Origin of the sequence: Paenibacillus sp. UASWS1643 (assembly GCF_008693195.1) — a bacterium.
GTDB classification, from domain to species: domain Bacteria; phylum Bacillota; class Bacilli; order Paenibacillales; family Paenibacillaceae; genus Paenibacillus; species Paenibacillus amylolyticus_B.
Map to the genome: position 1 here is coordinate 1017227 of NZ_VXKZ01000115.1, position 26163 is coordinate 1043389.

Below are 26163 nucleotides of genomic sequence, written 5' to 3' on the forward strand. Positions count from 1 at the left end.
AACCCCAACCTTGATTATTAAGCCATGAAAATAGCATGATCTAGACATGAGTCTCCGTAAAAATGTGAAGACCAAAAAAGCGATGGTTGCCCATCGCCTCATAACAACAAACATACTTTTCAGTAATATAATTCCAACGTAAATCCTTGGATCTCCGCTTCCACATCCCGCAACAATTCGATGACTTGGTCAGCGTAATCTCCAAGGATTTCTTTGCTTTTCTCGAATCCCAGCCATTGGACCGTAAGAGGCATGCTTACAGCCCCGGTTAAGACGTCCCACAGCGCGTCCAAATTGCGTCCGTAGTTCTCGTCTAGCTCAAGCTGGTTCTGAAGCACTTGATGTAGCTCTTCCTTGCTGTGAATGTGGTATCCGTCAATCTGAATATTGCTCATATCATGACCTCCGTTTATGTTAACTGTTCAAATGACTTGTAATGATCTGTCGTCTGGTAGATTAAACCGTCATTCGAGTATAGAATTCGGTCGCTCCCGCGCCGTCCTCCGGAGTAATTGATATCGGCTTCATACCATATCCGGCCTTTTTTGTTGGGTAGTAGCCCTTCCCGGTTTCTGAACACGTCACCGCCGATACTTTTGCCTGGAGCGACTTCATGTAAATTCCCTTCACTTGGTTCCCAGCCCAATTCCCTGGCTTCTTTTTTGGTAATGTAATTGGGCGGAAGTTCATGATGTTCCGAGATATAATTGGCAACCTCATCAAATCCCATATCCTCCGATACTTGAGGTGAGCCGAGATCAAGCAGTGACTGAGAAGTACAACCTGAGAACAATAATGCAGCGAGGATGATCACTAACGTGTAAGCAAATTTTCTGAAAAACATTATCTTTTCTCCTTTTGATGTTCTTGCTCTTGCTGTCTTCCGTTTTGGTGCTATTTCGATGACAATGCTTCTAATGTTAACGATTTGTGGTAATTAAAGCAATTCTATAAACCAATCATTGAGACAAATCCAATCGCTAAAAGCAGCTAAGCCTGCTCTGCTCCATTGAAGCATTATTCTTATTCTACAACAAAAAAAGCCGCTAAAATAGCGACTTTAATCGTACCATGATCATTACCATTCAACACATTCAATTAGTACATTATTTTAATTTACCCATCCAGTTCTCTAGGGCTATAACTACCTCTTCCAACTGCTTTTCTTCTGTAATTGCAGGTTGATTATCTCCTTTTTGCATGCCGTATGAGCCAAATTGACCGTGATTTCCTCCCTCAATACTCACATATGTCGTGTCTTCCGGAAGATTTGCTTTGGAGTTCTCCCAGTCTTCTCTATTAAGCACTCCGTCATCCGAGCCTGTAATTTGTAAGATAGACAAATCCGTATTCTTCAAGCTGCCTCCTTCATCTGCATAAGAAGCCATGAAAAAGACACCTTCCAACTTCTCATTGTGCTCCGCAGCATACCGTGATGCAAATGACCCTCCCAAAGAATGGCCACCAATAACAAACGCTTTGTCAGGATGTTCCTCGATAAAGGAATCGGCCTTGTTCTGACCGAAAATCGCCAAGTTTATTGGCATGTTCGCGATATATACGCGGTGACCCTGTTTTGCCATTTCTCTGGCAAGTGGAGAATAACTTTCAGGTTCAACCAGACCGCCTGGATAAAAAATAATATTCGGTTTGGTTATCTCTGTACCCACGGGTTCAAATCGGTAACCGTCCTTAATCTTGGCGACATTAACCTGAGCATCACTTGTCATCGCCGTTTCAGCTCGCTCAGAGGGACTATACGTAACCGAATTGAGATATACGTAAACGCCGGCCACGATGACAACGATGGACAAGATGGTCCACATGATTATTTTTTTCCATTTGTTAGTACGTTGTGTCGTTTTCAACCTTAAAACCACCTTAGTATTGAGGATAATGATATGTCTTTTTCAACTCTTCATAATTATACTTACCGGTAAGTATAATTACAAGATGATTTTGCTAACTATCGTTATTTGTCATAAAATATTCATGGAGGGAAGTTCAATGACAGAAAAATCACCCAAACGATTGCCTGGAAGACCCAAACATGGAAACGACGATATCTCAATTCAGCAAACCATTATTCAAACTGCTTCACAGTTATTCATGGAGTATGGCTACGAAACAGTCACGCTTCAGCAAATTGGCAAAACATGTAGCGTATCAAAACCAACCATTTATTATCATTTCACCAGCAAACCAGAGCTTTTTAAGGTTGCCTTTACAACGATGCTACAGAATGTGAGCCGGTTAACCTCGCATATCCTTGATCAAGCCGAGAATCTGGAGTCGGGGCTTGTTCGTCTGGCAGAGGCCAGACTGGGCAATCCTCATGCGGAGATTGAAACCATGCTCAGAGAAGCTGAACCTTTTCTTGAACCAGCTCAAATTCAGGATATACGCAACGCGGAGCATCAGATTCACGAAGTGTTAGCCTCTCATTTCCAACGGGCAATGGATGAAAACAGACTGCGGACGGACGATCCGTTTTTCCTGGCAGAGACCTTCTCGACATTGATGTTAATGGGTAATCGGGAAGATAACCTGCATAAATATGGTTCCAATTTTTCACTAGGCCAAAGACTAGTAGATATTTTCATTCGCGGAGCGCAGTAAAAATTCAGGGCAACAAGGAGTGCTGACATGAATATCCCTAGAGGAACCTATGGCTTTCGATTTGCGGAAGACAAGGAGCTCCAATTGTGTGTACTGTATGCGGCTGGATGTGATTCAATAACCGATCCTTCTTATCATTGGGATGGACTCGAACGTTCGGACGGGCCTCTCCTGTTATTCCAATATACAATTTCGGGTGAAGGTGTATTTGAGTCGAATAATCGCATTCATCGTATTACCGCAGGACAAGCTTTTTTGGCCGAAATTCCGGGAGCACATCGCTACTACTACCATTCAGCATCAAAAGAGCCTTGGGCGTTTCTGTTCCTGCTGTTCAGGCCAACTCTTATTCTGCCCCATTGGAGAAAATTTCTTCGTGAAGCGGGAGAAGTTCCCTATCTTCCCGCTGATTGTACACCCATCCGACTGTTGCGGATGATCGTGACTGATGCGGCGGCAGGCAGAATCACTGATCCTCTGATCGCATCATCGAGCGTATATCAGTTCATGACAGAATTGACTCGATTACAGAAAACAACATTGCGCAACAGGGAAAATTGGTCTAAAAGCATTCAAATAGCCGTGGAATACATAGAAAACAACTACTCCAAGATGATCAGTATGGATCAACTCGCGGAGCATGTTTCCCTTTCCAAATATCACTTTATACGTCGCTTTTCCTCCAGTACGGGCTTGACGCCAGGTGCTTATCTAACCCGTCTTCGCACAGAGAAAGCAATGGAATTGTTGCGCGGAACTACGCTTAGCATTGAAGTCATCGCCGAGCAAGTCGGGTATTCCAGCGGAAGTTATTTTATCAAAGCCTTTCGCAGCATAACAGGCGTTACGCCAGGTGAATTTCGCAGTGGCGGAGAAAGCCTTGTGTACCGTAAATTATTCTTCGACTAACCGCAATATTTTGCTATTCCACACACAACATTACTGTAGATATTAATAAAATCCTTTATTATGATGAATTGAGCGAGAGCAATAATTAATCAATAAAGGAGCATTCCCATGAATCATACGCTTGCAGCATCAACTCCACCGCTTGGCTGGAACAGCTGGGATTGTTACGGCGCGGCCGTTACGGAAGACGAAATTCGTGGCAACGCCGAGTACATGGCAGAACATCTTAAAGACTTCGGCTGGAGCTATATTACGGTCGACATTCAATGGTACGAGCCTTTGGCCAATTCTTCGCAATATCGTCCGTTCGTTCCACTAATCATGGATGAATATTCGCGGCTTATGCCTGCCGAGAATCGGTTTCCCTCCGCTGCAGGTGGACAGGGATTTAAGCCATTAGCCGACTACGTCCATAGTCTGGGGCTGCAATTTGGCATTCACATTATGCGCGGTATTCCACGTCAAGCCGCACATGCGGCTACTCCGATCCTGGGTACAACCGCCACTGCGCGCGATATTGCTCATCCGAACTCCATCTGTCCGTGGAATACAGATATGTATGGTGTTGATAGCTCGAAAGAAGGTGCACAAGCCTACTACGATTCCCTTTTTGAACTGTATGCACAATGGGGCGTTGACTTGGTGAAGGTAGACGATATTGCTGCTTCAAGGCTCTATGACACCCATCAGCCCGAGATCGAAATGATATCCAAAGCGATTGAGCGCTCAGGTCGGCCCATGGTACTAAGTCTCTCTCCTGGCCCTGCTCCGGTGGAATACTCAGAATTCTTAGCTGATCATGCCAACATGTGGCGTGTCACGGACGATTTCTGGGACCTTTGGCCGCTGTTATTGGATATGTTCGACCGCTGCCAGACGTGGCAGGGCGTTCCTCAAGCAGGCTGCTGGCCAGACTGTGATATGTTGCCTTTGGGTCATATCGGTATCCGTTCTGTAGACGGTGGTGGAGCGGATCGTTGGACTCGGTTCACGCCTGACGAGCAATTAACGATGATGTCACTGTGGAGTATCTTCCGTTCCCCGCTCATTTTTGGTGGTGAACTGCGAGATAATGATGACTGGACACTATCCCTGTTAACCAATCGTGAGGTTCTGCGAATGCATCGTGAGAGTTACGGAGCCAAAGAAGCCTTACGCAAAGACGATCTTATTGTGTGGACTGCCCAGCATGCGGATGGCTCGTCTTACGTGGCTGTGTTTAACATCGGTGAGATTGCTCTACCTGTGAATTTGTCCATTGATGAGGTCGGACTGTCCGGCATTACCGAAGGTACCGAATTGTGGAGCCGAGAAGCAGCTGAATTTACAGAGAATTCCTTAGTTACGACTGTACCTGCGCACGGGGTGCGTCTCTATCGCTTTTCCTAAGCTTGCAAAAGAAAAAGAGAGGTCTGTCGTTTTAAATAGACAGACCTCTCTCTCATATCTTGTTCATCGTTAAGATGAACTCGGATGATGAACAGTTTTGGACTTACGTCCAAATTGCAGCTTATATAGCATGGTCATCACAATAACAAACAAGGCGAGCACAATAAATATATTACTGTACACAAAAGCTGTCTTATCTTGAATAAAAGGGTTCAGTTGAAGTGTGGTTGTTCCCCCGTCAAGAACCTTTCCTAATGCAGCGGTAGACGCAGATACTGCGATGAAGTTAAACATGGATAGCAACCCCATGCCGATTCCAATTTGCTCTTTGGGAAGCGTCTGTGCAATGGTATTTGAGATCGCAATTTGCATATAAGATTGACCCAGAACACCAAAAACAAGAACAAAGGAAATCAAGACAGGTGAAGCACCTAAAACGAACGATAAGCTTATGAAACCAGCAAAATGTAGTGAAGATGATGTATAGAGTAGAAATGAATTTCCTTTTTCATCCGCAAGCCTTCCACCTCTGCGTCCGAGAAGTGCAGCTACGAGCGCAGATGGTAGCATAATGACACCTGTCAATGCTGGAGATAGACCATGTACTTCCGAGAGCAATTGTGGCGTAGTAAATGGAATAGCAGGACTGATAGCAACCAGAAGGAATGCAATTCCCATTCCAGCTGAATATGCCTTGTTTTGAAATACGGCCGGTTTTACAAACGGCACTTCCGCATAACGAATACGCATGATGAACAGTATTAATAAGACCATTCCTGTTAATAGAAACCATGCATTAGATTGGGTTAATGAGAGCAACAGTGTAGCAACTGTTCCTGCTAATAACGCTCCACCCAGATAATCCATTTTTTCACTGCCGCCTTTTTCTTCATCCAGGTATTTTCGATAAAAAGGAAGCGTAGCAAGAGAAAGTAATGGGATTACAAAAAGAAATTCCCAACTCAAAGCGCTCGATACAAATCCGGCCACGATCGGAGCAAGGGCATTTCCAAGAGCTATACCAATGGCAGAGGTACCCAAGGCTTGCCCGCGTTTCTCCGGTGCGAAGTATCGAACGGGAATAATCATGGCCAATGCAGGTATGACCGCTGCACCAGCAGCCTGTACGATCCGTGCGATAATAACCATCCAATACTCTGTTGCTACAATCCCCAGAAGAGAACCTGCTGCCAATATCCAAAGACCAAACGAAATTAGAACCTTCATGCTGTATTTATCGGTAAGTTTCCCGTAAGTCACTGTACCAATCGCATATACAACTAAATAACCTGTAACGATCCAGCTCGCTTGAGAAGCAGTAAGTTGGAACTCTTCACCAATCACAGGTAATACAACATTAAACATCATTCCATTCATGACTGATATAATCAGTGTGAAAACAAGAACACGGAGTAATAACGCTTCTTTATTGGTGTTCATCATACTCTCCTCAATTCTTTTGAATATATTTAGTCTGTCAGTACTTACTGTCATTAAAAAGCTTAAAAAAACTAGGGAGTTAATGCCCTAGTAAACGTCCATACACTCTCTGTAATGATGCCTTCCAATGAGAGCCCTGGAAAAAGCACTTCTTCTTCGAGATTATTTATGAATACGCCATAATTCAATGACATGAATGAAAAAGCTTGCAGTTCAGGATTGATTTTAGCCAACTTTCCTTTATCATACATGATATTGAAATAATTGGTTAAAATATCCAAAAGTTGTTGAGGATGCTTTACCGTTCTCTCTCTATAACCGGGTAGATTCTCTACTTCTTTCAGGCTAATCATAAACAATTTTCGATTACGGTTCATGATATTATGATATGTCTTGCTGATTAGCAACAAATCTGTATACAGGTCCCATACGAGTTTTTCATTGAAGATTCTGGTCATCTCTTCTGCATAATGATATTGGTCAAAGGCAGTCTCTAACAAGTTTTGTTTGGTTCCAAAGAGACGAAACAAGGTTTTCTCACTTAGTCCGGCTGTAGTGGCTATTTCCTGTGTCGTCACACTTTTATAGCCTTTTTTTGAAATTAAATCGATAGCCGTCAACATTAATTTTTCTTTACTGCTAAGATTGCTGCTAATGGACATGTCTATATACCTTCTCTCTGAATGTCAGTAATCACTGTCATGAATGAAATAATAACTAATGAGCTTGTTGTTGTCAAGGTATATTTCCAATAATACTTGAACGCACAAAAAAAGCCGCTAACTTAGCGACCTCGAAGGAAATATGATCTTATAATTTTGATATCGAATGACAAGCTACCTTCATGATGCCCTTCTATTCATAAATCCATTTTCTTGATGGAGATGACGGCTTTTCCTTTCACACGACCTTCTCCAATATCTTGAATGGCCTGAGCTGCTTCATTTAATGCGTACTCGCGGTGAACAATCGGCAAGACATGGCCTGATTCAACAAGTTCTCTCCATACCTCTTGATCCTCATGATTCGGTTTATGGATGAGAAGCATTATTTTCTTATGTTCAAATTTGGCAATGAACGGTGCACATATCAGATTGAGAAGAATGTGCGGCATTGGACCTCCGATCATCACGTACCTGCCTCCGCTAACTAGTGCACGTTTCAAAGCAAAAACCGAATGCTTTCCGATGACATCCAGAATCAGGTCGTATTGTACACCTACTGCAGTGAAATTCGCTTTCCTGTAATCCAACACATAGTCAGCTCCCACAGCATGCAACGTGTCGAGCTTTTCAGCACTGTCAACGCCAGTCACCTCAGCCCCAAGCAATTTGGCATATTGGATGGCAAATGTCCCGACTCCACCACCTGCGCCATTAATCAGAACACGCTGTCCCTTTTGCAGCTCTCCCCGATCACGTAAACCTTGCAAAGCCAAAACGGCTGCCTGAGGAATAGCTGCCGCTTGCACATAGTTGATACCGGCGGGTTTGGGTGTCAAGGCCTTCTCAGCTGCACATACATATTCCGCGAATCCACCCCACCCGCAACCGGAAAGATCTCCGAACACCTCGTCTCCTGGTTTGAACCGTGTAGCAGAAGCTCCAACGGCGATTACGCGCCCTGCCACATCTGCGCCAAGAATTCGATAACGAGGCTGCCTTGCCGCGCCGATACGGTTAACGAGTGGTTTCCCGCGCAATAGATCCCAATCCCATGAATTTACCGAAGTGGCATAGACCTCAATTAACACTTCTTGATCTTTAGGCACAGGAATGGGCACCTTCTCCAATCGAAGTACGTCTGGGGTTCCGTAAGTATCATACACCATAGCATTCATTGAGTTGATCTGCCCTCCGGGTAATTCTGCTTGATTCGTTTCTTCTTCCATGATCATTCTCCATTCGATAGACATATGTTTATCCATGGTCAATTACGCATACCCAGTCTTCCCGTCAAAACAATGATACGTAAACCATTTTCAGTGGTTTCAATCAAAATAAGCAGAATGTTGGAATACTTAAATTGCGAGATCATCCATGGCTTGAACGGCCAGATGAAATGCTTTAATCCTTCTTTCCAGAAGAGTCTTTTGAGGGCTACCTTCTTTGATCTTGGCATACATGCTCTCAAGGGATGGAAACAATCCAATCAAGACAAGTTGGGCTTCTGCTATATCTTCCTTGGTGTATGAATGAGCTTTTTGATTCCACTGTTTATCCAACATTGCTAGACCAATGTAAAAAGCTTGGAGACGTTTCTGTAGCAATGTTGTGTTATTCCTATTCTGAGTCATATTCACTAAGGCATTTTCCGACTTGCGGATGGTTGATTGAAAGGCTTTGATGGATTCCAGTTTGTCTTCCTGTGACACATTATCCATGGAGGACAGACCTCTCTTTCTTGCTGGATTTGGACGGTATTCAAATATATTAAATCACCTCATAAATATAACAAAAAAAGCCGCTTAAATAGCGACTTTCAATGTGTTCATTCTCGATTCAGTTCTAGAGTACCTTCTCCAAAAAGCTGATCGTCCGTTCATTCTTCGGATTTCCAAATATCTCTTCAGGAGTGCCCTGCTCGACAATATAACCACCGTCCATGAAGATCACACGATCAGCTACTTCACGGGCAAAACCCATCTCATGGGTAACGATCATCATCGTCATGCCTTCGCTCGCGAGGTCTTTCATAACACCAAGGACTTCTCCTACCATCTCAGGGTCGAGCGCCGAAGTTGGTTCATCAAATAACATAACGTCCGGATTCATAGCAAGTGCACGAGCAATCGCAACCCGTTGCTTTTGTCCACCTGACAGTTGTGTTGGAAAGCTATCTGCTTTATCAGACAAACCCACACGCTCAAGTAATTTGAGTGCTGTATCACGCGCCTGCTGGGCATTTAATATCCCGAGTTCTCTGGGCGCAAACATGATGTTCTTAAGTACACTAAAATGAGGGAACAAGTTAAAATGTTGAAATACCATTCCAATATTTTCGCGAGCTTTGTTCAGGTTCGTTTTAGGGTCATTCAGATCCTGATCATCCACGATAACCCGCCCTGCCGTAATGGCATCTAATTGGTTGATGCAGCGCAAAAAGGTACTTTTTCCTGAACCGGAAGGCCCGATGACACAGACGACTTCTCCTTCGCTGACCGCCACATCAATTCCCTTGAGAACCTGATTTGTGCCGAAACTTTTCTTCAAACCTTCAACTTTTATTTTAGCCACGACGAACCTTCACCTCCAGATAATCAGCAATTTTGGTCAATGTGATGATAACAATCAGGTACATAACCGCAACCGTTAACCAAATGTCAAAAGAGGAGAACGTTCTTGCAATTACAATTTTACCCGATTGTGTCAACTCTACGAGACCAATAACGGATAAGATTGACGTATCCTTCAACGTGATAACCATCTGGTTAATGAAGGACGGAATCATAACCCGCACTGCCTGCGGAATGACAATCTTTATCATCGCTTTGCGATAAGGAAGTCCCAATGAACGGGCAGCTTCCATCTGACCACGATCAATCGATTGAATCCCGCCTCGGATAATTTCGGTTACGTACGCCCCTGCATTCAGACTAAGTGTCAGAATAGCCGCCAGGAACAATGGCATCGTGAAGCCCATCGCCTGTGGAATCCCGAAATAGATAAAGAATGCCAGGACAATCAGCGGAATGCCGCGGAAGATATCCACAAATACAGTGGCAACACCACGAAGGAATTTATTCTGTCCCACCTTCATAAATCCGAAAATCAGACCGATGATAAACGCGAAGAACAGTGACACAATCGTGTAAACAAGTGTGTTTCCCAGACCTTTAAACAGGGCAGGAAGAGATTTCTGAATTAGCTCCCAGCGTCCTTGATTGGCGACAGTCGGCGCGTTCTCACCAAGATATTTCTCGGTAATGCGCTTATACTCACCGTTAGCTTTGATATTGGCGAGACCTGTATTAAACATCTCCAGAAGCTCCTGGTTTTTCCCCTTGCTTACTGCAAAACCGTAAGGCGCGCCGTCTTCTTTATCGGTAACAATTTTCAAACCGTTGTTCTGATTAACCCCATAGGCCAGTACAGGATAATCTTCAAAACAGGCTACGGAATTACCAGTTTTTACGTCTTCATACATTTGGTATGACTCATCGAACGGAACGATCGTAAATCCGTACTCTGAAGCGATGGACTCTGCAAAACTAAACCCTTCTGTTCCGGTTTTCACGGCTACCTTCTGTCCACGAAGGTCTTCATAACTCTTAATTGTGTCATTGTTGGCACTAACACCCATAACGACACCTGATTCAAAATAAGTATCAGAAAAATCAAATTTCGCTTTTCTTTCATCCGTAATACTCATCCCTGCGATCACACCATCGACTTGATTCGCCTCAAGTGCCTGTACAGCTGCGTTAAATCCCAGAGATTTAATTTGATACTTAAAATTTTGATCTTTAGCGATAGCATCCAGCAAATCCATATCGATACCAACAAAATTACCATTCTCATCTTCATATTCGAATGGAGCAAATGTGACATCAGTCCCGATAATATAAGTCTTACCGGAATCGGATGCTGCAGCAGCGTTTCCAACCCACCCTGATAGACCGCTCACCAGGAGCAGCATCAGTGAAAGTATAAAAAATGAGATCTTCGTTGTTTTCATGTGTCCTCCCCGTCTCGGTGTTGTCCGAATAATCATTATTTTCTTTGGAATCGGTATTGCTATTAAACTTTTTGTCGATCTTCTGCATATTTGATTGTTATTATTTACTGTATATTAACAATCAATGCTTTGCCTTTCCACTTGCAACATTTTCCTCCATCATTTTTTTCCAACCAGTAAAAGTCCTTTTAATACTTACCCTTTAGGTAAGCTTTACGAAACCCAATATTACATCGCAAATCTGAAAAAGGTACATTTACTTTAAAACGTATTATTTAAAATTTTAAACTCAAAAAAAGCCGCGATTTCCGCGACTTTTTGTTGTACAGTTTTTTATCATCTATTAATTTGCTCTGGTTGTCAATACAATCTCGAACTTCGAACCAGCTTCACCCGCGAACACAATGGTTCCGTTCTCAGGCAACACAATTTCGATTTGTCCACTGACCACTGTATGATTAATGCCTACACCCGCTTGGTTATATACAGCAAATCCGCTGTTTGAAGACATCTTGACCGTCATTTCTTTACCTGCAACGGATGCCGGAATTGAAAACCATGTGGCATGGCCATTCGCTTGAATGGTTGTCTTCGATTGTTTTCCCGTATAGATCGGTTTGATAATTTCTTGAACAGCATAAACGTTGCCACCAGCTGTAACGTATTCCACACCATTTTCCTCATAGAAATTGAACTCCATTGTGTCACGTCCCGCTAATCCAGGAATTTGCAATTGGTTTACGGCTTGGTTAGCTCCAATGATTTTATTGGTGTAGATATAACCAGGCAGCTCATTAAAAGTATGAATGGGAATCATCGGCATAGCTGCATTGTACAATGTTGATGTGTATTTTTCATTAACCAACACGTATGCTTTACCTTCCCGTTTCTGCCAAGCTGCTTTTACTTCTGCAGACAATTCATTAGTTTCAAGCTTTTCTGCCCTATATTCCGAGGAAGCAACTTGTCCAAGTCCGGGAACATACTGATATGAGCGAGACCACAAGTATGTGTTCCCATTGACTTCCTGAACGAACTTCAGCTTTTCCGTACCCGCATCATTAATGAATGAGCCATCAGCACTGTAAATATATGTCTGATCAGTGCTGTTAGGAGACGACAGATTAGATATCGTCAATTGTCCGCCATTCTTCACAGTCAAGTTCAATAACATGTTTGCACCACCGCCATACGTACCCGTATGCTGTGTAAGTTCCTTCGGCATGGTTGCTTTTACCGGTGCACCATGTGACTTCTCCGGCTTACGCTCTGAAATAATATTTTTTTCCTCGAGCGCGCCAAGCAACAGTTCAGTTGCCAGCAATTGATCGGTTGAGCTGTGACCACCCGAAGAGGTTACGGCAGCAGCCATGTTGTATTCCGGTAACACAATCAATGAAGAATGATAGTTTATCGTATTGCCACCTTTGCTTACTGCCTGGATGCCGTAATCATTAAAAGGAAACAGGTTCACGCTGTCCCATCCCAGGCCATAGCCAATGGACGAATCGCCTTCTTCCGGCCACATGCCTCTTTTGTATTCTTCTTGCTCCATGGCCTCTACAGACTCCTGTGAAAGAACCGTTTCAACCTCACCTGTAAAGATTTTCGAGAACTGAACCAGATCTTCAGCGGTGGAATAGATGCCTCCCGAGGCAATCATATTTGTAGTCTCTAATGGAAGTTGCTCCTCATGCGATGGGGAATATGTTGCTGCCATCTGGCTAAGGTCCACAATATCCTGCGGTGTTTTGGTATGCTCCATACCAAGGGGTTCAGTTATGTAACGGTGCATGAAAGTGGTAAAACTCATGCCGCTGACCCGCTCAACCAGAATCTCAGCTAATGTAAAACCATCATTACTATACACCGAGTATGCGCCAGGATCGGCCTTCAGATGTTGCGTCGCCAATTGTTCCAGTAACGTATCATGTGCATAGGTATCATTATCTCCAAACAGTATTGCACTGTTACTTGACGTTCCGAGAAGTCCGGATGAATGATTCAGTAACATGCGTGGTGTAATCTGTTGGTAACGCTTGTCTTTCATTTTAAAGTCTGGAATATACTTCACGACAGGCTCATCGAGATCGATCTTGCCTTGGTCAACGAGCTTCATAACGGCGGTTGTGAGCATCATTTTGCTGGTTGAACCAATGCCATACATGGTATCTGAAGAAAGAGGGATGTTGTTTTTTAGATCATTTTTGCCTGCCCGACCGGAGAACACAATCTCGCCATCATCCATCAGTGCGTACTGCACACTTGTCGTAGCGTATGATTTAGTGAGTACTCTAGCCTTTGCGATAGCTGCCTTTTTGGTCTGATCATACGTAGGGTTACTACCGTTACTGATAGCAGGTGTGGCCATGGCCGACATTGGGGACATCATTGCAAACACCAAAGTTATGGCGGCGATAGAAGTTCGTTTCTTTCGTGTCAATCTCATCTTCTCCTGTCTAGTCTATGGATTAGGAATCTCTTGTACTCCAGCAGTGTAACCGAAGAAGATGAACTGTCTGTGGCTTGAATATGAATCGAGTATGAACCAAGCAGAATCAACCCAAATAAGTTGGACACACGGTGAAAATCGCTTTAGTCCAGCTTTGTTTTGTTTGCAAATTAAACTTTTGCTATAATGGTATATCAATCAATGGAGTGCCAATAACATGGCTAAGTACATAAATAAATGCAATCCATAATTCAGTATGAGTAATGGAGTTGAAGCAATGCTAAAAGTTAATCGGAATGACCAACGCCCGATCTGGCAGCAACTTTTGGATCAAGCGATTCATAATATCACAACCGGGAAATGGCAACCAGGCGAATTGCTGCTTCCATCACGTGAACTTGCTCAATTAATTGGTGTTTCACGCTCAACCATACAGATTGTGTACGAGGAATTATTCAGCCGAGGGTATACGGTAACCTCCCGACGAGCCGGGACAAGGGTTAGTGATTGGGCATACGCACCGCGTTCATCAGAAGAAACCACGATGCAAGGGCCTATTCCTCCCGAACTGCCTGCACTAAACGAATCGATTGGTCATCTGCATAGTTGGTTTGGCAATAGAGACAATCGCAAAATAGAAATTGATTTTAATCCCCACGAGCCTTATCTGGATGAAAGTTTCACAAAAGCCTGGAGGCAATCTTTTTTACAAGCTTCCACAGAACCCAATCTGGATCTTTGGGCTTATGGTGATGCAAGAGGGTTACTGGCGTTAAGAGAACAGATTCAGCGTTATTTGTCACTTGAAAGAGGCATTCATATCGATGTTGATCAAATCTTGTTAACATCAGGTGCACAACATAGCATTGATTTAATTGCCCAGGCACTCTTAAGTGAGGGAGACAGAGTTTCCGTAGAAGATCCCGGCTTCCCTGCCGCTTGGATGGCGATGAAATACCGCCGGATGCAAGTCGATCCCATTCCAGTCGATGAGTATGGATTAAGTGTAGATCATATTCACCCACAGACGAAACTTGTATTTGTCACACCTTCTCATCAGTGCGCAGTTGGCGTTATTATGTCGGAGCCACGCAGGCAACAATTGATGCACTTGGCAGCTCATCATCGATATTGGATTGTTGAGGATGACTACGATAGCGAATTTAGGTACCGTGGAGATCCACTTCCAACTATATTTAGTCAGCAACCTCAGAATACGCTTTATATGATGAGTTTTTCCAAAATGGTTGCACCTGGCATTCGACTATCCGCTATCATTGGTCCCAAAATAGCCATCGATCGCCTTACCCAAGTTCATGAATTAACCTATCGTCATCTGCCGATTATGGAACAATTAACGCTAACTCATTTTATTGAGCGTGGTCATTTTATGCGCCATATGAGAAGAGTTCGGAACATATATCGACGCAGACACGAAGTCATGACCAAAGCCATTGTTGCTTCTGGGCTGGGCTCACGATTTACATTAAGTGGTGTGGAAACGGGATTACATATGCTTCTGGAATCTGAAACGTCATTTGATGAAGAAGCGCTGACGAATGCTGCCCTTGATCAAGGTGTACGCGTGTATCCACTTAGTAGATATTGCCTGGAGAGTCATCGAAAAGGATGGATATTAGGTTTTGCGAAAGTGGACGAGGATCAGATTGAGGAAGGCATAGATCGACTTGCAAAGATTGTACTATGAGGGAGAACCTGCTCTCCAATCGGATTTGAAAGGATGTTTTTTGATGAAAATTTTAGTATTAGGAGCGACCGGACGGGTTGGAAGTCATTTCGTCTCTCATGCCCTACGTTCCAATCATCATGTAACTGCACTGGTTAGAAGCCCGGAAAAGCTACAAATCCGCGATGACCATTTGGTTCTGCATCAAGGAAACGCTTTAGTCAAAGAGGATATTCATCACGCCATACAGGGTGTGGATCTCGTTGTTAGTTCCTTAAGTACCGATGGAACGACTACATTATCGCAATCCATGGGACATATTATTGAGGCTATGGCTCAGGAGCGTATCAAAAGAATCATTACCATTGGTACAGCAGGAATATTGGAAAGTCGAACTGATCCTGGCTTGCTTCGTTTTCAATCCTCCGAATCCAAACGTAAGTCCACTCGAGCAGCTGAGGAGCATCTGGAGATGTACAACATTCTCAAAGCTTCAAATTTAGAATGGACCATCGTGTGTCCTACCTACTTATTTGATGGAGAATCTCTTGGTAAGTACCGGGTTGAGCGCGACTATTTGCCTGACGGTGGAACTTCTATATCTGTAATCGATACGGCAGAGTTTGCTTATCATCAATTAATCTCTGATGAGTACGTACAGTCTCGTGTAGGTATCTCCTACTAGGGCGTCTCCTATATCTCAATTAAGGTATATCTCTTCGTTCAAAAAGTAATTTTTCAATATGAGCAAGCCAAATGAGCCTGCAATTGTTATCCCTTAGGAACAATTGCAGGCTAAGATATGTCTACTGCTAGACTATTTAAGCCCTTCATATAGAGGAAATTGCGAAGTGATTTCATGGACATTTCCTAATATCTGTTTTTTCACATCCGAGTTCTTTGGATTTTTGAAAGCAAGCCCTATCAGCTGAGCAATTTCTTTCATTTCCCTGGCTCCAAGTCCTCTTGAAGTCATAGCCGGAGTTCCAAAACGAATACCGCTTGTAACCAAAGGACTTGCTGTATCGTGAGGGATTGCATTTTTATTCGCCGTAATCCCTACTTCATCCAGTAAAGCTTCGGCTTCTTTGCCTGTAAGGCCCATAGTTCGTAAGTCAACCAACACGATATGATTATCTGTTCCTCCCGATACAAGGGTGAGTCCTTCATTCATTAAAGTTTCTGCCAAAACGTTGGCGTTATTCAGAACACCTTCAATATATGTTGTGAAATCGGATTGCAATGCCTCACCGAATGCCACCGCTTTCCCCGCTATGACGTGCATGAATGGACCACCCTGAATTGCTGGGAATACAGCTTTGTCGATCGCTTGTACCCATGGTTCCCGGCACAAAATGGCTCCCCCTCGTGGTCCTCGTAAGGTCTTATGTGTGGTAGTTGAAACAAAATGGGCATGCGGTACCGGGTTAGGATGCAAACCTGCCGCAACAATTCCTGCTATATGCGCCATGTCTACAAAGAAAAGAGCTCCCACTTCGGCGGCAATCTGGGCAAATAATTCAAACTCAATGGTCCGCGGGTATGCACTTCCACCTGCAACGATCATGCGTGGACGATACTTATGAGCAAGTTTACGTACCTCGTCAAAATCAATGCGGCCCGTTTGTGCATCGACACCATATGGAACAAAATTGTAAAACCTCCCTGAAAAATTAACAGTACTTCCATGTGTTAGATGACCACCTTGGGATAGATTCATGCCAAGTATCGTGTCACCGATCTCCACCGAGGCAAAATATACAGCCATGTTGGCCTGAGAACCGGAGTGAGGCTGAACATTCGCATGTTCAGCGCCAAAAATTGCTTTAAGGCGGCTATTTGCTATCTCTTCGACTGTATCGACATGCTCACACCCGCCATAATATCTTCTGCCCGGATACCCCTCCGCATATTTATTGGTCAATACCGAACCTGTTGCTTCCATCACAGCTTGACTTACAAAATTCTCTGATGCAATAAGTTCTATCGTATCCCGCTGCCTTCCAAGCTCTTGCTGGATAGCATCTCCTACGACTTTATCTTGCTTCTCCAAATGTTTCATGAACATCTTCCTCTCAATATTACGGTTATCTATTCGATCCAAATTGTTTTTCGGGAAATTTACTATTCATCAGTAGATGTGCCATCATTCCTGCAAACAATCCCCAAAATGCACCACCAACGCCAAGCAAAGTCACATTCGCTGCTGTCGCCAAAAACGTAATCAATGCAGTTTCACGTCCCTTAGGGTCCGTTAATGCATTGGCAAGACTGCCACCAATGGTTCCAAGTAAGGCCAATCCCGCTAATGTTGCAATAAAGGTAGCAGGAAGAATTAAAAACAGAGCAGCCAATGTTACGCCAAAAATGCCGACAAAAATGTAAAAAACACCACAAGCAATCCCTGCAATATACCGCTTTGTAGAATCCTCATGTGCATCTTTCCCTGTACAAATCGCTGCTGTAATAGCTGCCACATTAAAAGCATGTGCTCCGAATGGGGCTGCAAGAAGCGAACCCAAACCTGTTACGGCCAAAATGGGATTGGCACTTGTCTTAAATCCATCATTACGCAAAACAAGCATTCCGGGCATATACTGCCCCGTCAAGGTAATAATGAACAGCGGTAACGCAACGCCAAGTAAAGCATTTAACGAAAATGCTGGAACAACAAATACAGGCGATGCTACAGCCAATTGGATCGTACTGAAGTCTGTTTTCCCCATACAAATCAAATAAATCAAACCGATTGCCAATATGCCAACAATGGCGTAACGGGAAGTAAACCTTCTTAGCACGATATAGCCTGCAAACAGTACAATCACAAGCAAAGGATCTACCTTCGCCCCTCCAAAGGCCGAAATACCAAACTGTAGTAAAATACCGGCTAACAATCCGGAAGCGATGCCTGGGGGAATAAGTCGAACAAAACGTTCAAACATGCCTGACAAACCTAAAATAATAAAGCCAACTGCCGAAATCATGTAAGCGCCAATAGCTTCTGGATAAGGCGTTACCGCTAATGCTGAAACGAGAAACGCCACACCCGGTGTCGACCAGGCTGTAATAATTGGCTCCTTGTATCGATAACTAAGCCAAATTCCTGTTACTCCTACCCCAATCGAGATGGACCAAATCCAGGAAGCGGTCATTTCCGGGCTTAAACCAGCCACTTTTGCAGCTTGAAACACAAGAATAAACGTACCTCCGTAATTAACAATTACGGATATTAAAGCGGCGATCACCGGCGATATCATATCACGGCCACGTAACGAAGCGGATGCTGACTTCATTTTTAACACTACCTCTCACTTAATCATCGATGCGTGTGTTTTCATTCCAGTAATACTCGTCCGGTAAGTAGCGTTGACCAAATACACTTGTCCCTACACGTATCATTGTAGCTCCTTCTTCAATGGCGACTTGGAAGTCACCAGACATACCCATCGATAAAATATCCATTTCTACGCGTGGAATATTTTTCTCTTTAATCTGTGTACGGATCTGGTTTAACAATCGAAAACAATGTCGTGTTTCTTCGTTCGTCGCATTCAGTTTTCCGATGGTCATTAAACCTTTCACGTTCAATGTCTCGAATTGAGACAACTGTTCTACAAGCTCAACGGCTGTTTCTGGAGAGGCACCAAATTTACTTTCTTCGTAGGACGTATTAATTTGCACAAGAATGTCTAAGGTCTTATTCTCTTTGAGAAGCTGGTTATGTAATGCCTGACCCAGCTTCAAACGATCTACAGAATGAATGAGCGTAACATATTTAACAACGTCCTTTACTTTGTTTGTTTGCAGATGTCCGATAAAATGCCATTCTACCTGTTTGTTTTGTTCCATAAGTGGGAATTTGTCCCGAAGTTCTTGAGCTTTGTTTTCTCCAAACAGGACCTCACCTGCTTGAATAGCCATTTGTAATTTCTCTAGCGGTACCGTTTTGGTAGCGAGCAACAAGGTAATGTCCGTTATGTCACGCCCCGAAGCCTGACAGGCCAATGCGATTTGCCGTCTTACCGATTGGAGATTTTCTTCAACTAAATGCTTCAAATCATTCGCCTTCTTTCTATTCCGCACAGGAATGAATCATTAAGATAAGCTTCCTCCTTATGTATTGTGAAGATTGTGTAGAACGTCATGCTAGTATATCAATCGATGGATTGGTTATACATATCCAAAAACACTCTTTTCGAGCAATCCAAAACAATAAAAAAATACAATTCAGTTGGGCCATATTTTCAAGACTTTTAAAAGCCAATAGGTCTATTTGATGTGATGCCCACACTTATAAAATGAAAAAAAGCCGCTAAATTAGCGGCTTTGTTTAGTCCTATGTTCATGTCAAAAACGAAGATACATGTTTTATGATGATTTACTCATTCACATTTTCCTTGGTTACCAGCTTCAATTCAGCGGGAATGGATGACTCCACCTGCTTGCCACTGAGCACATCCAGAGCTGCTTGCAGCGCCAGTTGACCAATCAGTATAGGCTGCTGAGCGACTGTTGCTGTCAATTTCCCATCCTGAATGGATTTGATTGCATCATCATTGCCATCGAATCCGATGACCGGAATGTCTTTACCTGAGCTTTGAATCGCTTCAATAGCACCAAGTGCCATCTCGTCATTATGGGCAAATACAGCCTGCACGTCAGGATTACCCTGAAGCAGATTCTCCATGACATTTAACCCTTTGGACCGATCGAAATCAGCAGATTGTTTGGAAACCACATCGAGTTGCTTGTCAGCCACTTCATGGAAACCTTTACCCCGTTCTCGTGTTGCGGAAGCGCCAGGTACACCCTCAAGTTCAATGACTTTTGCTCCCTCACCCAGCTGTTCCACAAAATATTCAGCTGCCATGCGCCCACCTTTAACGTTATCCGATGCTACTAGTGCTGCCACTTCGCCTTTGTCTGCGGAGCGATCCAGCGTGATCACAGGAATGCCCACGCTATTGGCCGATTGAACCGCTGTGGAGATCGCCGCAGAGTCAGCAGGATTAATTAAAAGTGCACTAACGCCTTGCTGAATGAGATCATCCACATCATTGGTTTGTTTGGCCGAATCGTTCTGCGCATCCACGACGATGACCTGTAATCCCTGTTTTTTGGCTTCAGCCATTACCCCGTCCTTCAGTGATACAAAGAATGGATTGTTTAGTGTAGATATCGACAAACCTATTTTCTTCTGTCCGTTACTTTTGTTAGGGTCAGGTTTAGCCCATTCCGGTGGCTCCAGAGAGCACCCGGCCAGAACGATGATCATCAGCATACTTACGAGTGTTACAGTCCACTTTTTCATATTCGCTTCTCTCCTTATGCTGTTTTCTTGCGGTCCAGCAGGACGGCAATGGCAATGACGATACCTTTTACAACCATTTGATAAAATGAGTTTACTTCAAGCAAGTTCAATCCATTATTCAACACGCCGATAATCAGAACACCGATCAGTGTACCAACGATGCGTCCGCGTCCTCCAGCCAGACTTGTACCACCCAATACAACTGCTGCGATCGCATCCAGCTCGTAGGATGTACCTGCCGTTGGTTGCGCTGAATTCAAACGAGATGTCAGAATTGCACCTGCCAGAGCAGCGAGCATACCTGTCAGGGAGTAGATCATAATTTTCACGCGACTAACTTTGATACCCGAGATAATGGAAGCTTTCTCATTACCACCGATAGCGTACGTTTTGCGGCCAAAAGCCGTTTTATGCAAAACAATCCACAGAATCATGAAGGTAATCAGCATCGTAATTGCAGGTACCGGAATACCCAGCAGGTAACCGCGGCCGAACAATTGGAACAGCAGGTTATCCCCGAGGCCTGTAATTGGGTTACCATTTGTGTACACCAACGTCAGTCCTCTGAATATCGTCATGGTAGCGAGTGTGGCGATAAACGGAGCCATTTTACCTTTGGTAATCATCAGTCCGTTCACCATACCCATGACACCACCGAGTGCTACACCGATAATGATGGACAAGATTGGATCGAGACCAGACAACATCATATTTGCTACAAAAGCACTGGATAAAGCCAGGATTGAGCCGACCGACAGATCAATTCCACCCGTCAGAATAACAAATGTCATACCGAAGGCAATCAGCGCATTAATCGAGACTTGACGCAATAAATTCAAGATATTAAGCGGTTCTAGGAAACTTGGATTCAACACCGATACGATGAGAATAAGAATGATTAAGCCAAGCAGCGGTCCCAATTTTTGTATCACGTTTGAGAAACGGAATCCGCTTTTAGCCGTTTTGTTTTCCTGCATTGTTGTCATATCACTGTCCCCCTGTGGCCAATGTCATAATGTGTTCTTGTGTTGCTACTTCTCTTGCAACCTCGCCACTGATGTGTCCCTCATGCACAACCGCGATCCGGTCGCTCATGCCGAGCACTTCAGGTAGCTCCGACGATACCATGATGATTGCAACGCCGCGGTCTGTCAGTTCATTCATCAATTCATAGATTTCGCGCTTCGCCCCGACATCCACTCCGCGGGTAGGTTCATCCAGGATAAGCACGCTTGGTCCGATCCCAACCCATTTCGCGATAACCACCTTCTGCTGGTTACCCCCGGATAGATTCTTTGCCGCCGTCTCGGAGGATTGCGTTTTGATCTGTAGACGTTTGATCAGTGTATCTACGAAGTCTTGTTCTTTCGAAGCTGAGATGAAACCTTTGCTTGAGAAACTGAACAGATTTGGCAACGCCATATTCTCGCGAATAGAGAAGTCTAATACCAGCCCTTCATCCTTGCGGTCTTCTGTAATAAACCCGATTCCATGTTTCACGGCATCTGCCGGTTTACGAATGTTCGCTTTTTTGCCGCGGATGAAGATTTCACCGCTATCCAACGTATCCAAACCAAAGATGGTTCTCATGATCTCTGTTCGTCCAGAACCCATGAGTCCTGAGAAACCGAGTATTTCCCCTGCTCTCACGGTGAAGTTAATATTCTCGAATAGACCTTTGCTGCTTGCATTCCTTACTTCGAGGACAACTTCACCATAAGAAGGATTCCGGACAGGATAACGCTCAGTAAGTTCACGACCTACCATTTTCCGAACCACTTCATCAAAGCTTGTCTGCGGAATAGCCTGTGTGTCTACCGTTCTTCCGTCACGCATGATGGTAATCCGGTCACAGATCGTGAATATCTCCTCCATTCGGTGAGAAATATACACGATGGATACGCCTTCCTTCTTCAGGGAGCTGATTACACCAAACAGCTTCTGGATCTCGCGCTCCGTAAGTGCTGCTGTTGGCTCATCCATAATGATGACCTTGGCATCTGTCATTAGCGCTTTGGCAATCTCGATCATCTGTTGCTGGCCGACAGAGCACTCTCCCGCAGGACGTTCCAGTGGTATGTCTACGGAAAGCTTGGCGAACTGTTCTTTGGCAAGCGCTCTCATTTGTCTTGTATTAAGCAACCCGATGGATGATGTCAGTTCCTTACCAATAAATAGATTATCCAGCACCGTCATTTCAGGCCATACATTCAGCTCCTGATGGATAAAGGTGATACCCAGTTTCTCTGCTTCTTTCGGACTTGCAAAATAGTTTTCTTCTCCGTCTATGGTAATGGTTCCCTGATCACGCTGATGAAGACCAATCAGAATGTTCATCAGCGTGGATTTGCCGGCTCCATTCTCCCCCATCAGGGCATGAACCTCACCATCCTTTAGTTCAAAATCCACTCCGCTCAGCACCTGATTCGTTCCAAACGCTTTATGAATGTCTTGCATCTGAATGTGCATTACGCAACCTCCTTTTAACCGAAATGGACTCCCGATTGTAAAATGCAATTGGCATAGGGTGTGGCTTCACCTGTGCGGATGACCGCTTTCACCTGCCGAGTTAATGCTTTGAATTGTTCGTGGCTGACGGAAGCATCGATTGCTTCTACTCCGAATTTCTCTGTAATGAATTGCATGGCTACGGGATTGCCTTCGCGAATCTCTTCAGCCACAATGACTTTCTCAATGACCATATCTTCTGCGATCGCTTCCACCACTTCGCGAAAACTTGGTGTTCCCAGTTTGAGGGCCAGATCAATTTTGAGCACCCCATCCGGTACCGGCAGACCTGCATCCGCAATCGCAATCATGTCCGTATGGCCCAGATCAGACAAAATCTTGGAAATGTGACTATTCAACATGCCATTTCTTTTCATTACAAACTCTCCTCTACTTCATCACGCGTCGGCATGCCGCCCTGCGCTCCGAACTTGGTAACAGACAACGATGCAGCCCGATTGGCGAAGCGTATACTGTCTTGCAACGCTTTTCCTTCTGCCAAAGCAACTGCAAATGCGGCGTTGAACGTATCCCCTGCCCCAGTAGTATCGATAGCCTCAACTTTATAAGTTGGGACTAGAATTTCCTCATTGCCATCAAAGTAACGTACACCTTTACTGCCCTCCGTGATGAACAACTTGTTTGGATACTGACGTAATGCCTGTGCCGGACTCATGCCCTGAAACAAAATCTCAGCTTCATGCTCGTTCGGCGTGATATATGCGGCATTGTCGATCACTTCTTGCGGCAATGTTCTCGCTGGAGCGGGATTAAGCAGAAGCGGTGTTCCGAATTCTGCACACAATGTGCTTACATGAACAACCGTTTCCTCCGGAATTTCCTGCTGAATAAGCACGATATCTGCGTTTCGAATTACTTCTGCTGCCTCATCAACATATGCAGGAGTGACTTCCCGATTGGCCGCTTCAACCACTACGATACTATTATCACCTTCTGCCAGAATGATATGAGCCGTTCCACTTTCTAAATGTGTAACCGGTTTCACATTTTGCGTATTTACAGCATTTGCTCTAAAGTTCTCTAAAATATCTTTGCCAAAAGCATCGTCGCCTACCCGGCCGATCATCGCAACCTCAGCACCCAGTCGTGCAGCGGCAACAGCCTGATTGGCTCCTTTGCCACCTGGAACCGTTTTGAAGCTGTCGCCAAGAACGGTTTCACCCGCCCCCGGCCGTCTTGACGAAGTAACAACCAGATCCATTGAACTGCTTCCTATTACACATATTTTAGCCATCTGATCTCACCTTTCTCGTAGTGCCCCGTTCGATGAAACTTACGGGCAACTGTATGTTTTTGTTCTCTACTGCAGCTTGTTCCACAAGCTGGATAAGTAATCCCGCCGCTTCTCTTCCCATCTCGTATGCTGGCTGATGGATAGTCGACAACGCCGGCGACAACAGGCTGCTCATTGGAATATCATCGAAACCAATCACTTGTACATCATCGGGAACTTTTCTTCCAATTCGTGCTGCCTCATGCAGTACTGCCATGGCTGCGATGTCATTGCTGGCAATGACCCCGTCTGTGTCCGCATACTTTCTGAATAATTCTTCAGCCCATACACCTGCCTCGTTAATTGAAAATGAGGTCGTCTGGATTACCCGGTAGTCTAACCCAGCATCACGGATGACTTCAATCGCTCCTTCAAAGCGATCTTGAGCGGGTCTGATCTGTGACGGTCCCTGCATAACTGTGATCCGGCGACTGCCGCGTTTGATTATCTCCCTTGCAGCTAGTCTTCCACCTTCCCTGCCGTCCGCATACACGGATGGACGATCGAGTGATGTTCTGTCCAGAAACACAACGGGAATCTTCAGGTTTTCATATATTGAAGAATGAGGATAGTTCGTTGAAGAGATCACACCGACCACGTTGTTCTGGATAAACGTCTGGATGTAATCCTGCTCCTTCCGTTCATCCTCATCACTATTTCCAAATATCAGTCTATAATCCTGCTCTTGCATCCTGTCCTCTACACCGCGGGCTAACTGCGGGAAGTAAGGGTTGGCAATATCCGGCAACAACAGGCCAATCAGTTTGGACTTACGTTTATATAATGAGCGGGCCACTTCATTTGGCGAAAAATTAAGCGCCTTCACAGCATCTTCCACTTTCTTGCGTGTGTCGGCATGAACATAACCTCTATCATTAATGACTCTGGATACGGTGGCAACAGATACGCCAGCCAGTTGAGCTACGTCTTTAATTGTTTTCATAAGTTGCTCTCCTCTATGTGTAACCGGTTACAGACATTAAATTATCATATTATTTTTAATTTGACAAGCGTTTTCATTCTGGAAATTTCTCCAAGTATACATAAATGTGCACCGGAATCCATCTATATCATGGTTTTCACCTGTCAGAGAGATCGATACTTCATAGACGTAAAGAAGCCATCACTCGATTAAAAATCAAAGTGATGTCACCCAGATCAACATAAAAATCAGCAATCTCGCTGGATTTAATTAGCCTTTAATTTAACAAAATTAGGGAGTAGCATTTCCTAATAAATCAATTCACTTTGGGATCAGCAACCAAGGATTGGAAACTCTCTGGAAAGCAAGGTGATTACTATCGTTTCTATCACAGATCGAAGAGTACTTAAGTCTCAGGAAGCGATTAAATCCGCTTTTATTAGACTTATGAACGAAAAACCTTTTGATACCATTACGATGCAAGATATATCAGATCAGATCATGCTAATGTCGGCCGCAGAACCATATATCATCACTTTTCGGACAAATTCGACTTGCTGGATAAATTAATTGAAGAACATATTGAAGAACTAAGACGATTATGCAAGGAAGCATCCGATCTGGATTTTATAGAAAGCAATGTACTTTGGTTCGATTATTTTGATGTTCACTATTCATTCTTATCAGCTATGATCCGGAGTAGAGGAGCCCCTTTTTTCCGCAGTCGCCTCCTCGCTCTCGTCATCGAAGAACTGGAAAATGAGGTGAATATAAAACAGAGGGAAAAAATAAAGGACTAACGAAAGATGTTGTCCTTACGTTTTTTTGATACAGCTCTCGTTGGTATTGTGGAATCCTATTTCACGAATGGGTTACCCCGGCAACCTCACTTTGTCGCAGAACAAGTTGGCATTTTATTAGATAGAAACTTATAAAAAGTCGCTTCATGAACCGC

24 protein-coding genes and 1 pseudogene are annotated in these 26163 nt (G+C 44.1%); 6 read left to right on the forward strand and 19 right to left on the reverse strand.

From position 1 onward, the window contains the following. Positions 1 to 119 precede the first annotated feature (119 nt). The 3 genes from FE296_RS28740 to FE296_RS28750 form a co-directional block, all read right to left on the reverse strand. Positions 120 to 395 carry a barstar family protein gene (locus FE296_RS28740; protein ID WP_124114691.1) on the reverse strand — a complete coding sequence of 92 codons (276 nt, stop codon included), beginning with the start codon at positions 393 to 395 and terminating at the stop codon, positions 120 to 122. 14 nt (positions 396 to 409) lie between these two features. After that, positions 410 to 844: a ribonuclease domain-containing protein gene (locus FE296_RS28745; RefSeq protein ID WP_150367252.1), complete on the reverse strand. Its 435-nt coding sequence runs from the start codon at positions 842 to 844 to the stop codon at positions 410 to 412. A 262-nt stretch (positions 845 to 1106) separates the two neighbouring features. Beyond that, positions 1107 to 1868: an alpha/beta hydrolase gene (locus FE296_RS28750; protein WP_150367253.1), complete on the reverse strand. Its 762-nt coding sequence runs from the start codon at positions 1866 to 1868 to the stop codon at positions 1107 to 1109. Positions 1869 to 2007: 139 nt separating this feature from the next. On the opposite strand from FE296_RS28750, the gene FE296_RS28755 reads away from it, so the two are divergent. The 3 genes from FE296_RS28755 to FE296_RS28765 all read left to right on the forward strand — a co-directional run bounded on the left by FE296_RS28755 (position 2008) and on the right by FE296_RS28765 (position 4917). Continuing rightward, positions 2008 to 2619, forward strand: a complete 612-nt coding sequence (locus FE296_RS28755; RefSeq protein ID WP_150367254.1) for a TetR/AcrR family transcriptional regulator — start codon at positions 2008 to 2010, stop codon at positions 2617 to 2619. A gap of 27 nt (positions 2620 to 2646) precedes the next feature. Next, positions 2647 to 3528, forward strand: coding sequence for an AraC family transcriptional regulator (locus FE296_RS28760; protein WP_150367255.1), 882 nt, complete (start codon positions 2647 to 2649; stop codon positions 3526 to 3528). A 108-nt stretch (positions 3529 to 3636) separates the two neighbouring features. Continuing rightward, a complete protein-coding gene (locus FE296_RS28765) occupies positions 3637 to 4917 on the forward strand; it encodes a glycoside hydrolase family 27 protein (RefSeq protein WP_124114686.1) in 1281 nt (426 codons plus the stop codon). A 69-nt stretch (positions 4918 to 4986) separates the two neighbouring features. Here the strand turns inward: FE296_RS28765 and FE296_RS28770 are convergent, their stop codons facing one another. The 7 genes from FE296_RS28770 to FE296_RS28800 form a co-directional block, all read right to left on the reverse strand. Beyond that, positions 4987 to 6357: an MFS transporter gene (locus FE296_RS28770; RefSeq protein WP_223869081.1), complete on the reverse strand. Its 1371-nt coding sequence runs from the start codon at positions 6355 to 6357 to the stop codon at positions 4987 to 4989. 71 nt (positions 6358 to 6428) lie between these two features. Further along, a complete protein-coding gene (locus FE296_RS28775; RefSeq protein WP_124114684.1) occupies positions 6429 to 7019 on the reverse strand; it encodes a TetR/AcrR family transcriptional regulator in 591 nt (196 codons plus the stop codon). A 197-nt stretch (positions 7020 to 7216) separates the two neighbouring features. Then, positions 7217 to 8284, reverse strand: coding sequence for an NAD(P)-dependent alcohol dehydrogenase (locus FE296_RS28780; protein ID WP_223869082.1), 1068 nt, complete (start codon positions 8282 to 8284; stop codon positions 7217 to 7219). A 93-nt stretch (positions 8285 to 8377) separates the two neighbouring features. Further along, positions 8378 to 8740, reverse strand: coding sequence for a hypothetical protein (locus FE296_RS28785; protein ID WP_150367257.1), 363 nt, complete (start codon positions 8738 to 8740; stop codon positions 8378 to 8380). Between the two features lie 124 nt (positions 8741 to 8864). After that, positions 8865 to 9593: an amino acid ABC transporter ATP-binding protein gene (locus tag FE296_RS28790; protein ID WP_124114682.1), complete on the reverse strand. Its 729-nt coding sequence runs from the start codon at positions 9591 to 9593 to the stop codon at positions 8865 to 8867. Beyond that, positions 9586 to 11034, reverse strand: coding sequence for an amino acid ABC transporter substrate-binding protein/permease (locus FE296_RS28795; protein ID WP_150367258.1), 1449 nt, complete (start codon positions 11032 to 11034; stop codon positions 9586 to 9588). Before FE296_RS28795 ends, FE296_RS28790 begins: the two co-directional genes overlap by 8 nt. 343 nt (positions 11035 to 11377) lie before the next feature. Next, the gene (locus FE296_RS28800; protein ID WP_150367259.1) at positions 11378 to 13483 is read right to left on the reverse strand and encodes a serine hydrolase domain-containing protein; all 2106 of its coding nucleotides are present in this window, start codon (positions 13481 to 13483) and stop codon (positions 11378 to 11380) included. Positions 13484 to 13763: 280 nt separating this feature from the next. Between FE296_RS28800 and pdxR the strand changes: the two genes are divergently transcribed. Together pdxR and FE296_RS28810 are read left to right on the forward strand one after the other, a co-directional pair. Next, positions 13764 to 15194: a MocR-like pyridoxine biosynthesis transcription factor PdxR gene (gene pdxR / locus FE296_RS28805; protein ID WP_150367260.1), complete on the forward strand. Its 1431-nt coding sequence runs from the start codon at positions 13764 to 13766 to the stop codon at positions 15192 to 15194. Between the two features lie 43 nt (positions 15195 to 15237). Then, the gene (locus FE296_RS28810) at positions 15238 to 15858 is read left to right on the forward strand and encodes an NAD(P)-dependent oxidoreductase (protein WP_150367261.1); all 621 of its coding nucleotides are present in this window, start codon (positions 15238 to 15240) and stop codon (positions 15856 to 15858) included. Positions 15859 to 15990: 132 nt separating this feature from the next. On the opposite strand, the gene FE296_RS28815 is transcribed toward FE296_RS28810, so the two are convergent. From FE296_RS28815 to FE296_RS28855, 9 genes are all read right to left on the reverse strand, one after another. Continuing rightward, positions 15991 to 17235: a serine hydroxymethyltransferase gene (locus tag FE296_RS28815; protein WP_150367262.1), complete on the reverse strand. Its 1245-nt coding sequence runs from the start codon at positions 17233 to 17235 to the stop codon at positions 15991 to 15993. Between the two features lie 25 nt (positions 17236 to 17260). Then, a complete protein-coding gene (locus FE296_RS28820) occupies positions 17261 to 18466 on the reverse strand; it encodes a benzoate/H(+) symporter BenE family transporter (RefSeq protein WP_190945627.1) in 1206 nt (401 codons plus the stop codon). A 19-nt stretch (positions 18467 to 18485) separates the two neighbouring features. Continuing rightward, positions 18486 to 19229, reverse strand: a complete 744-nt coding sequence (locus FE296_RS28825) for a YggS family pyridoxal phosphate-dependent enzyme (RefSeq protein WP_150367263.1) — start codon at positions 19227 to 19229, stop codon at positions 18486 to 18488. Between the two features lie 322 nt (positions 19230 to 19551). Then, positions 19552 to 20484 (reverse strand): ribose ABC transporter substrate-binding protein RbsB, encoded by a 933-nt coding sequence (gene rbsB / locus FE296_RS28830; RefSeq protein WP_150367264.1) that lies wholly within the window; start codon positions 20482 to 20484, stop codon positions 19552 to 19554. Positions 20485 to 20498: 14 nt separating this feature from the next. Further along, positions 20499 to 21461 carry an ABC transporter permease subunit gene (locus FE296_RS28835; RefSeq protein WP_411860617.1) on the reverse strand — a complete coding sequence of 321 codons (963 nt, stop codon included), beginning with the start codon at positions 21459 to 21461 and terminating at the stop codon, positions 20499 to 20501. A gap of 10 nt (positions 21462 to 21471) precedes the next feature. Beyond that, positions 21472 to 22953 (reverse strand): sugar ABC transporter ATP-binding protein, encoded by a 1482-nt coding sequence (locus FE296_RS28840; RefSeq protein WP_150367266.1) that lies wholly within the window; start codon positions 22951 to 22953, stop codon positions 21472 to 21474. A 14-nt stretch (positions 22954 to 22967) separates the two neighbouring features. Then, positions 22968 to 23369 carry a D-ribose pyranase gene (gene rbsD, locus FE296_RS28845; RefSeq protein WP_150367267.1) on the reverse strand — a complete coding sequence of 134 codons (402 nt, stop codon included), beginning with the start codon at positions 23367 to 23369 and terminating at the stop codon, positions 22968 to 22970. After that, the gene (rbsK, locus tag FE296_RS28850; RefSeq protein WP_150367268.1) at positions 23369 to 24247 is read right to left on the reverse strand and encodes a ribokinase; all 879 of its coding nucleotides are present in this window, start codon (positions 24245 to 24247) and stop codon (positions 23369 to 23371) included. The genes rbsD and rbsK overlap by 1 nt, the downstream gene beginning before the upstream one ends. Next, positions 24240 to 25229, reverse strand: a complete 990-nt coding sequence (locus FE296_RS28855) for a LacI family DNA-binding transcriptional regulator (protein WP_150367269.1) — start codon at positions 25227 to 25229, stop codon at positions 24240 to 24242. The genes rbsK and FE296_RS28855 overlap by 8 nt, the downstream gene beginning before the upstream one ends. 357 nt (positions 25230 to 25586) lie before the next feature. On the opposite strand from FE296_RS28855, the pseudogene FE296_RS34155 reads away from it, so the two are divergent. Beyond that, positions 25587 to 26143, forward strand: a pseudogene (locus tag FE296_RS34155) (TetR/AcrR family transcriptional regulator). The last annotated feature ends 20 nt before the right edge of the window (positions 26144 to 26163 follow it).

What these genes read in the sequence shown, in the direction of transcription:
- FE296_RS28740 (WP_124114691.1), bottom strand. Translation starts at nt 395, where the DNA reads ATGAGCAATATTCAGATTGACGGATACCACATTCACAGCAAGGAAGAG.
- FE296_RS28745 (WP_150367252.1), bottom strand. Translation starts at nt 844, where the DNA reads ATGTTTTTCAGAAAATTTGCTTACACGTTAGTGATCATCCTCGCTGCA.
- FE296_RS28755 (WP_150367254.1), top strand. Translation starts at nt 2,008, where the DNA reads ATGACAGAAAAATCACCCAAACGATTGCCTGGAAGACCCAAACATGGA.
- FE296_RS28760 (WP_150367255.1), top strand. Translation starts at nt 2,647, where the DNA reads ATGAATATCCCTAGAGGAACCTATGGCTTTCGATTTGCGGAAGACAAG.
- FE296_RS28765 (WP_124114686.1), top strand. Translation starts at nt 3,637, where the DNA reads ATGAATCATACGCTTGCAGCATCAACTCCACCGCTTGGCTGGAACAGC.
- FE296_RS28770 (WP_223869081.1), bottom strand. Translation starts at nt 6,357, where the DNA reads ATGAACACCAATAAAGAAGCGTTATTACTCCGTGTTCTTGTTTTCACA.
- FE296_RS28775 (WP_124114684.1), bottom strand. Translation starts at nt 7,019, where the DNA reads ATGTCCATTAGCAGCAATCTTAGCAGTAAAGAAAAATTAATGTTGACG.
- FE296_RS28780 (WP_223869082.1), bottom strand. Translation starts at nt 8,284, where the DNA reads ATGGATAAACATATGTCTATCGAATGGAGAATGATCATGGAAGAAGAA.
- FE296_RS28785 (WP_150367257.1), bottom strand. Translation starts at nt 8,740, where the DNA reads ATGGATAATGTGTCACAGGAAGACAAACTGGAATCCATCAAAGCCTTT.
- FE296_RS28795 (WP_150367258.1), bottom strand. Translation starts at nt 11,034, where the DNA reads ATGAAAACAACGAAGATCTCATTTTTTATACTTTCACTGATGCTGCTC.
- FE296_RS28800 (WP_150367259.1), bottom strand. Translation starts at nt 13,483, where the DNA reads ATGAGATTGACACGAAAGAAACGAACTTCTATCGCCGCCATAACTTTG.
- pdxR (WP_150367260.1), top strand. Translation starts at nt 13,764, where the DNA reads ATGCTAAAAGTTAATCGGAATGACCAACGCCCGATCTGGCAGCAACTT.
- FE296_RS28810 (WP_150367261.1), top strand. Translation starts at nt 15,238, where the DNA reads ATGAAAATTTTAGTATTAGGAGCGACCGGACGGGTTGGAAGTCATTTC.
- FE296_RS28815 (WP_150367262.1), bottom strand. Translation starts at nt 17,235, where the DNA reads ATGAAACATTTGGAGAAGCAAGATAAAGTCGTAGGAGATGCTATCCAG.
- FE296_RS28820 (WP_190945627.1), bottom strand. Translation starts at nt 18,466, where the DNA reads ATGAAGTCAGCATCCGCTTCGTTACGTGGCCGTGATATGATATCGCCG.
- rbsB (WP_150367264.1), bottom strand. Translation starts at nt 20,484, where the DNA reads ATGAAAAAGTGGACTGTAACACTCGTAAGTATGCTGATGATCATCGTT.
- FE296_RS28835 (WP_411860617.1), bottom strand. Translation starts at nt 21,461, where the DNA reads ATGCAGGAAAACAAAACGGCTAAAAGCGGATTCCGTTTCTCAAACGTG.
- FE296_RS28840 (WP_150367266.1), bottom strand. Translation starts at nt 22,953, where the DNA reads ATGCACATTCAGATGCAAGACATTCATAAAGCGTTTGGAACGAATCAG.
- rbsD (WP_150367267.1), bottom strand. Translation starts at nt 23,369, where the DNA reads ATGAAAAGAAATGGCATGTTGAATAGTCACATTTCCAAGATTTTGTCT.
- rbsK (WP_150367268.1), bottom strand. Translation starts at nt 24,247, where the DNA reads ATGGCTAAAATATGTGTAATAGGAAGCAGTTCAATGGATCTGGTTGTT.
- FE296_RS28855 (WP_150367269.1), bottom strand. Translation starts at nt 25,229, where the DNA reads ATGAAAACAATTAAAGACGTAGCTCAACTGGCTGGCGTATCTGTTGCC.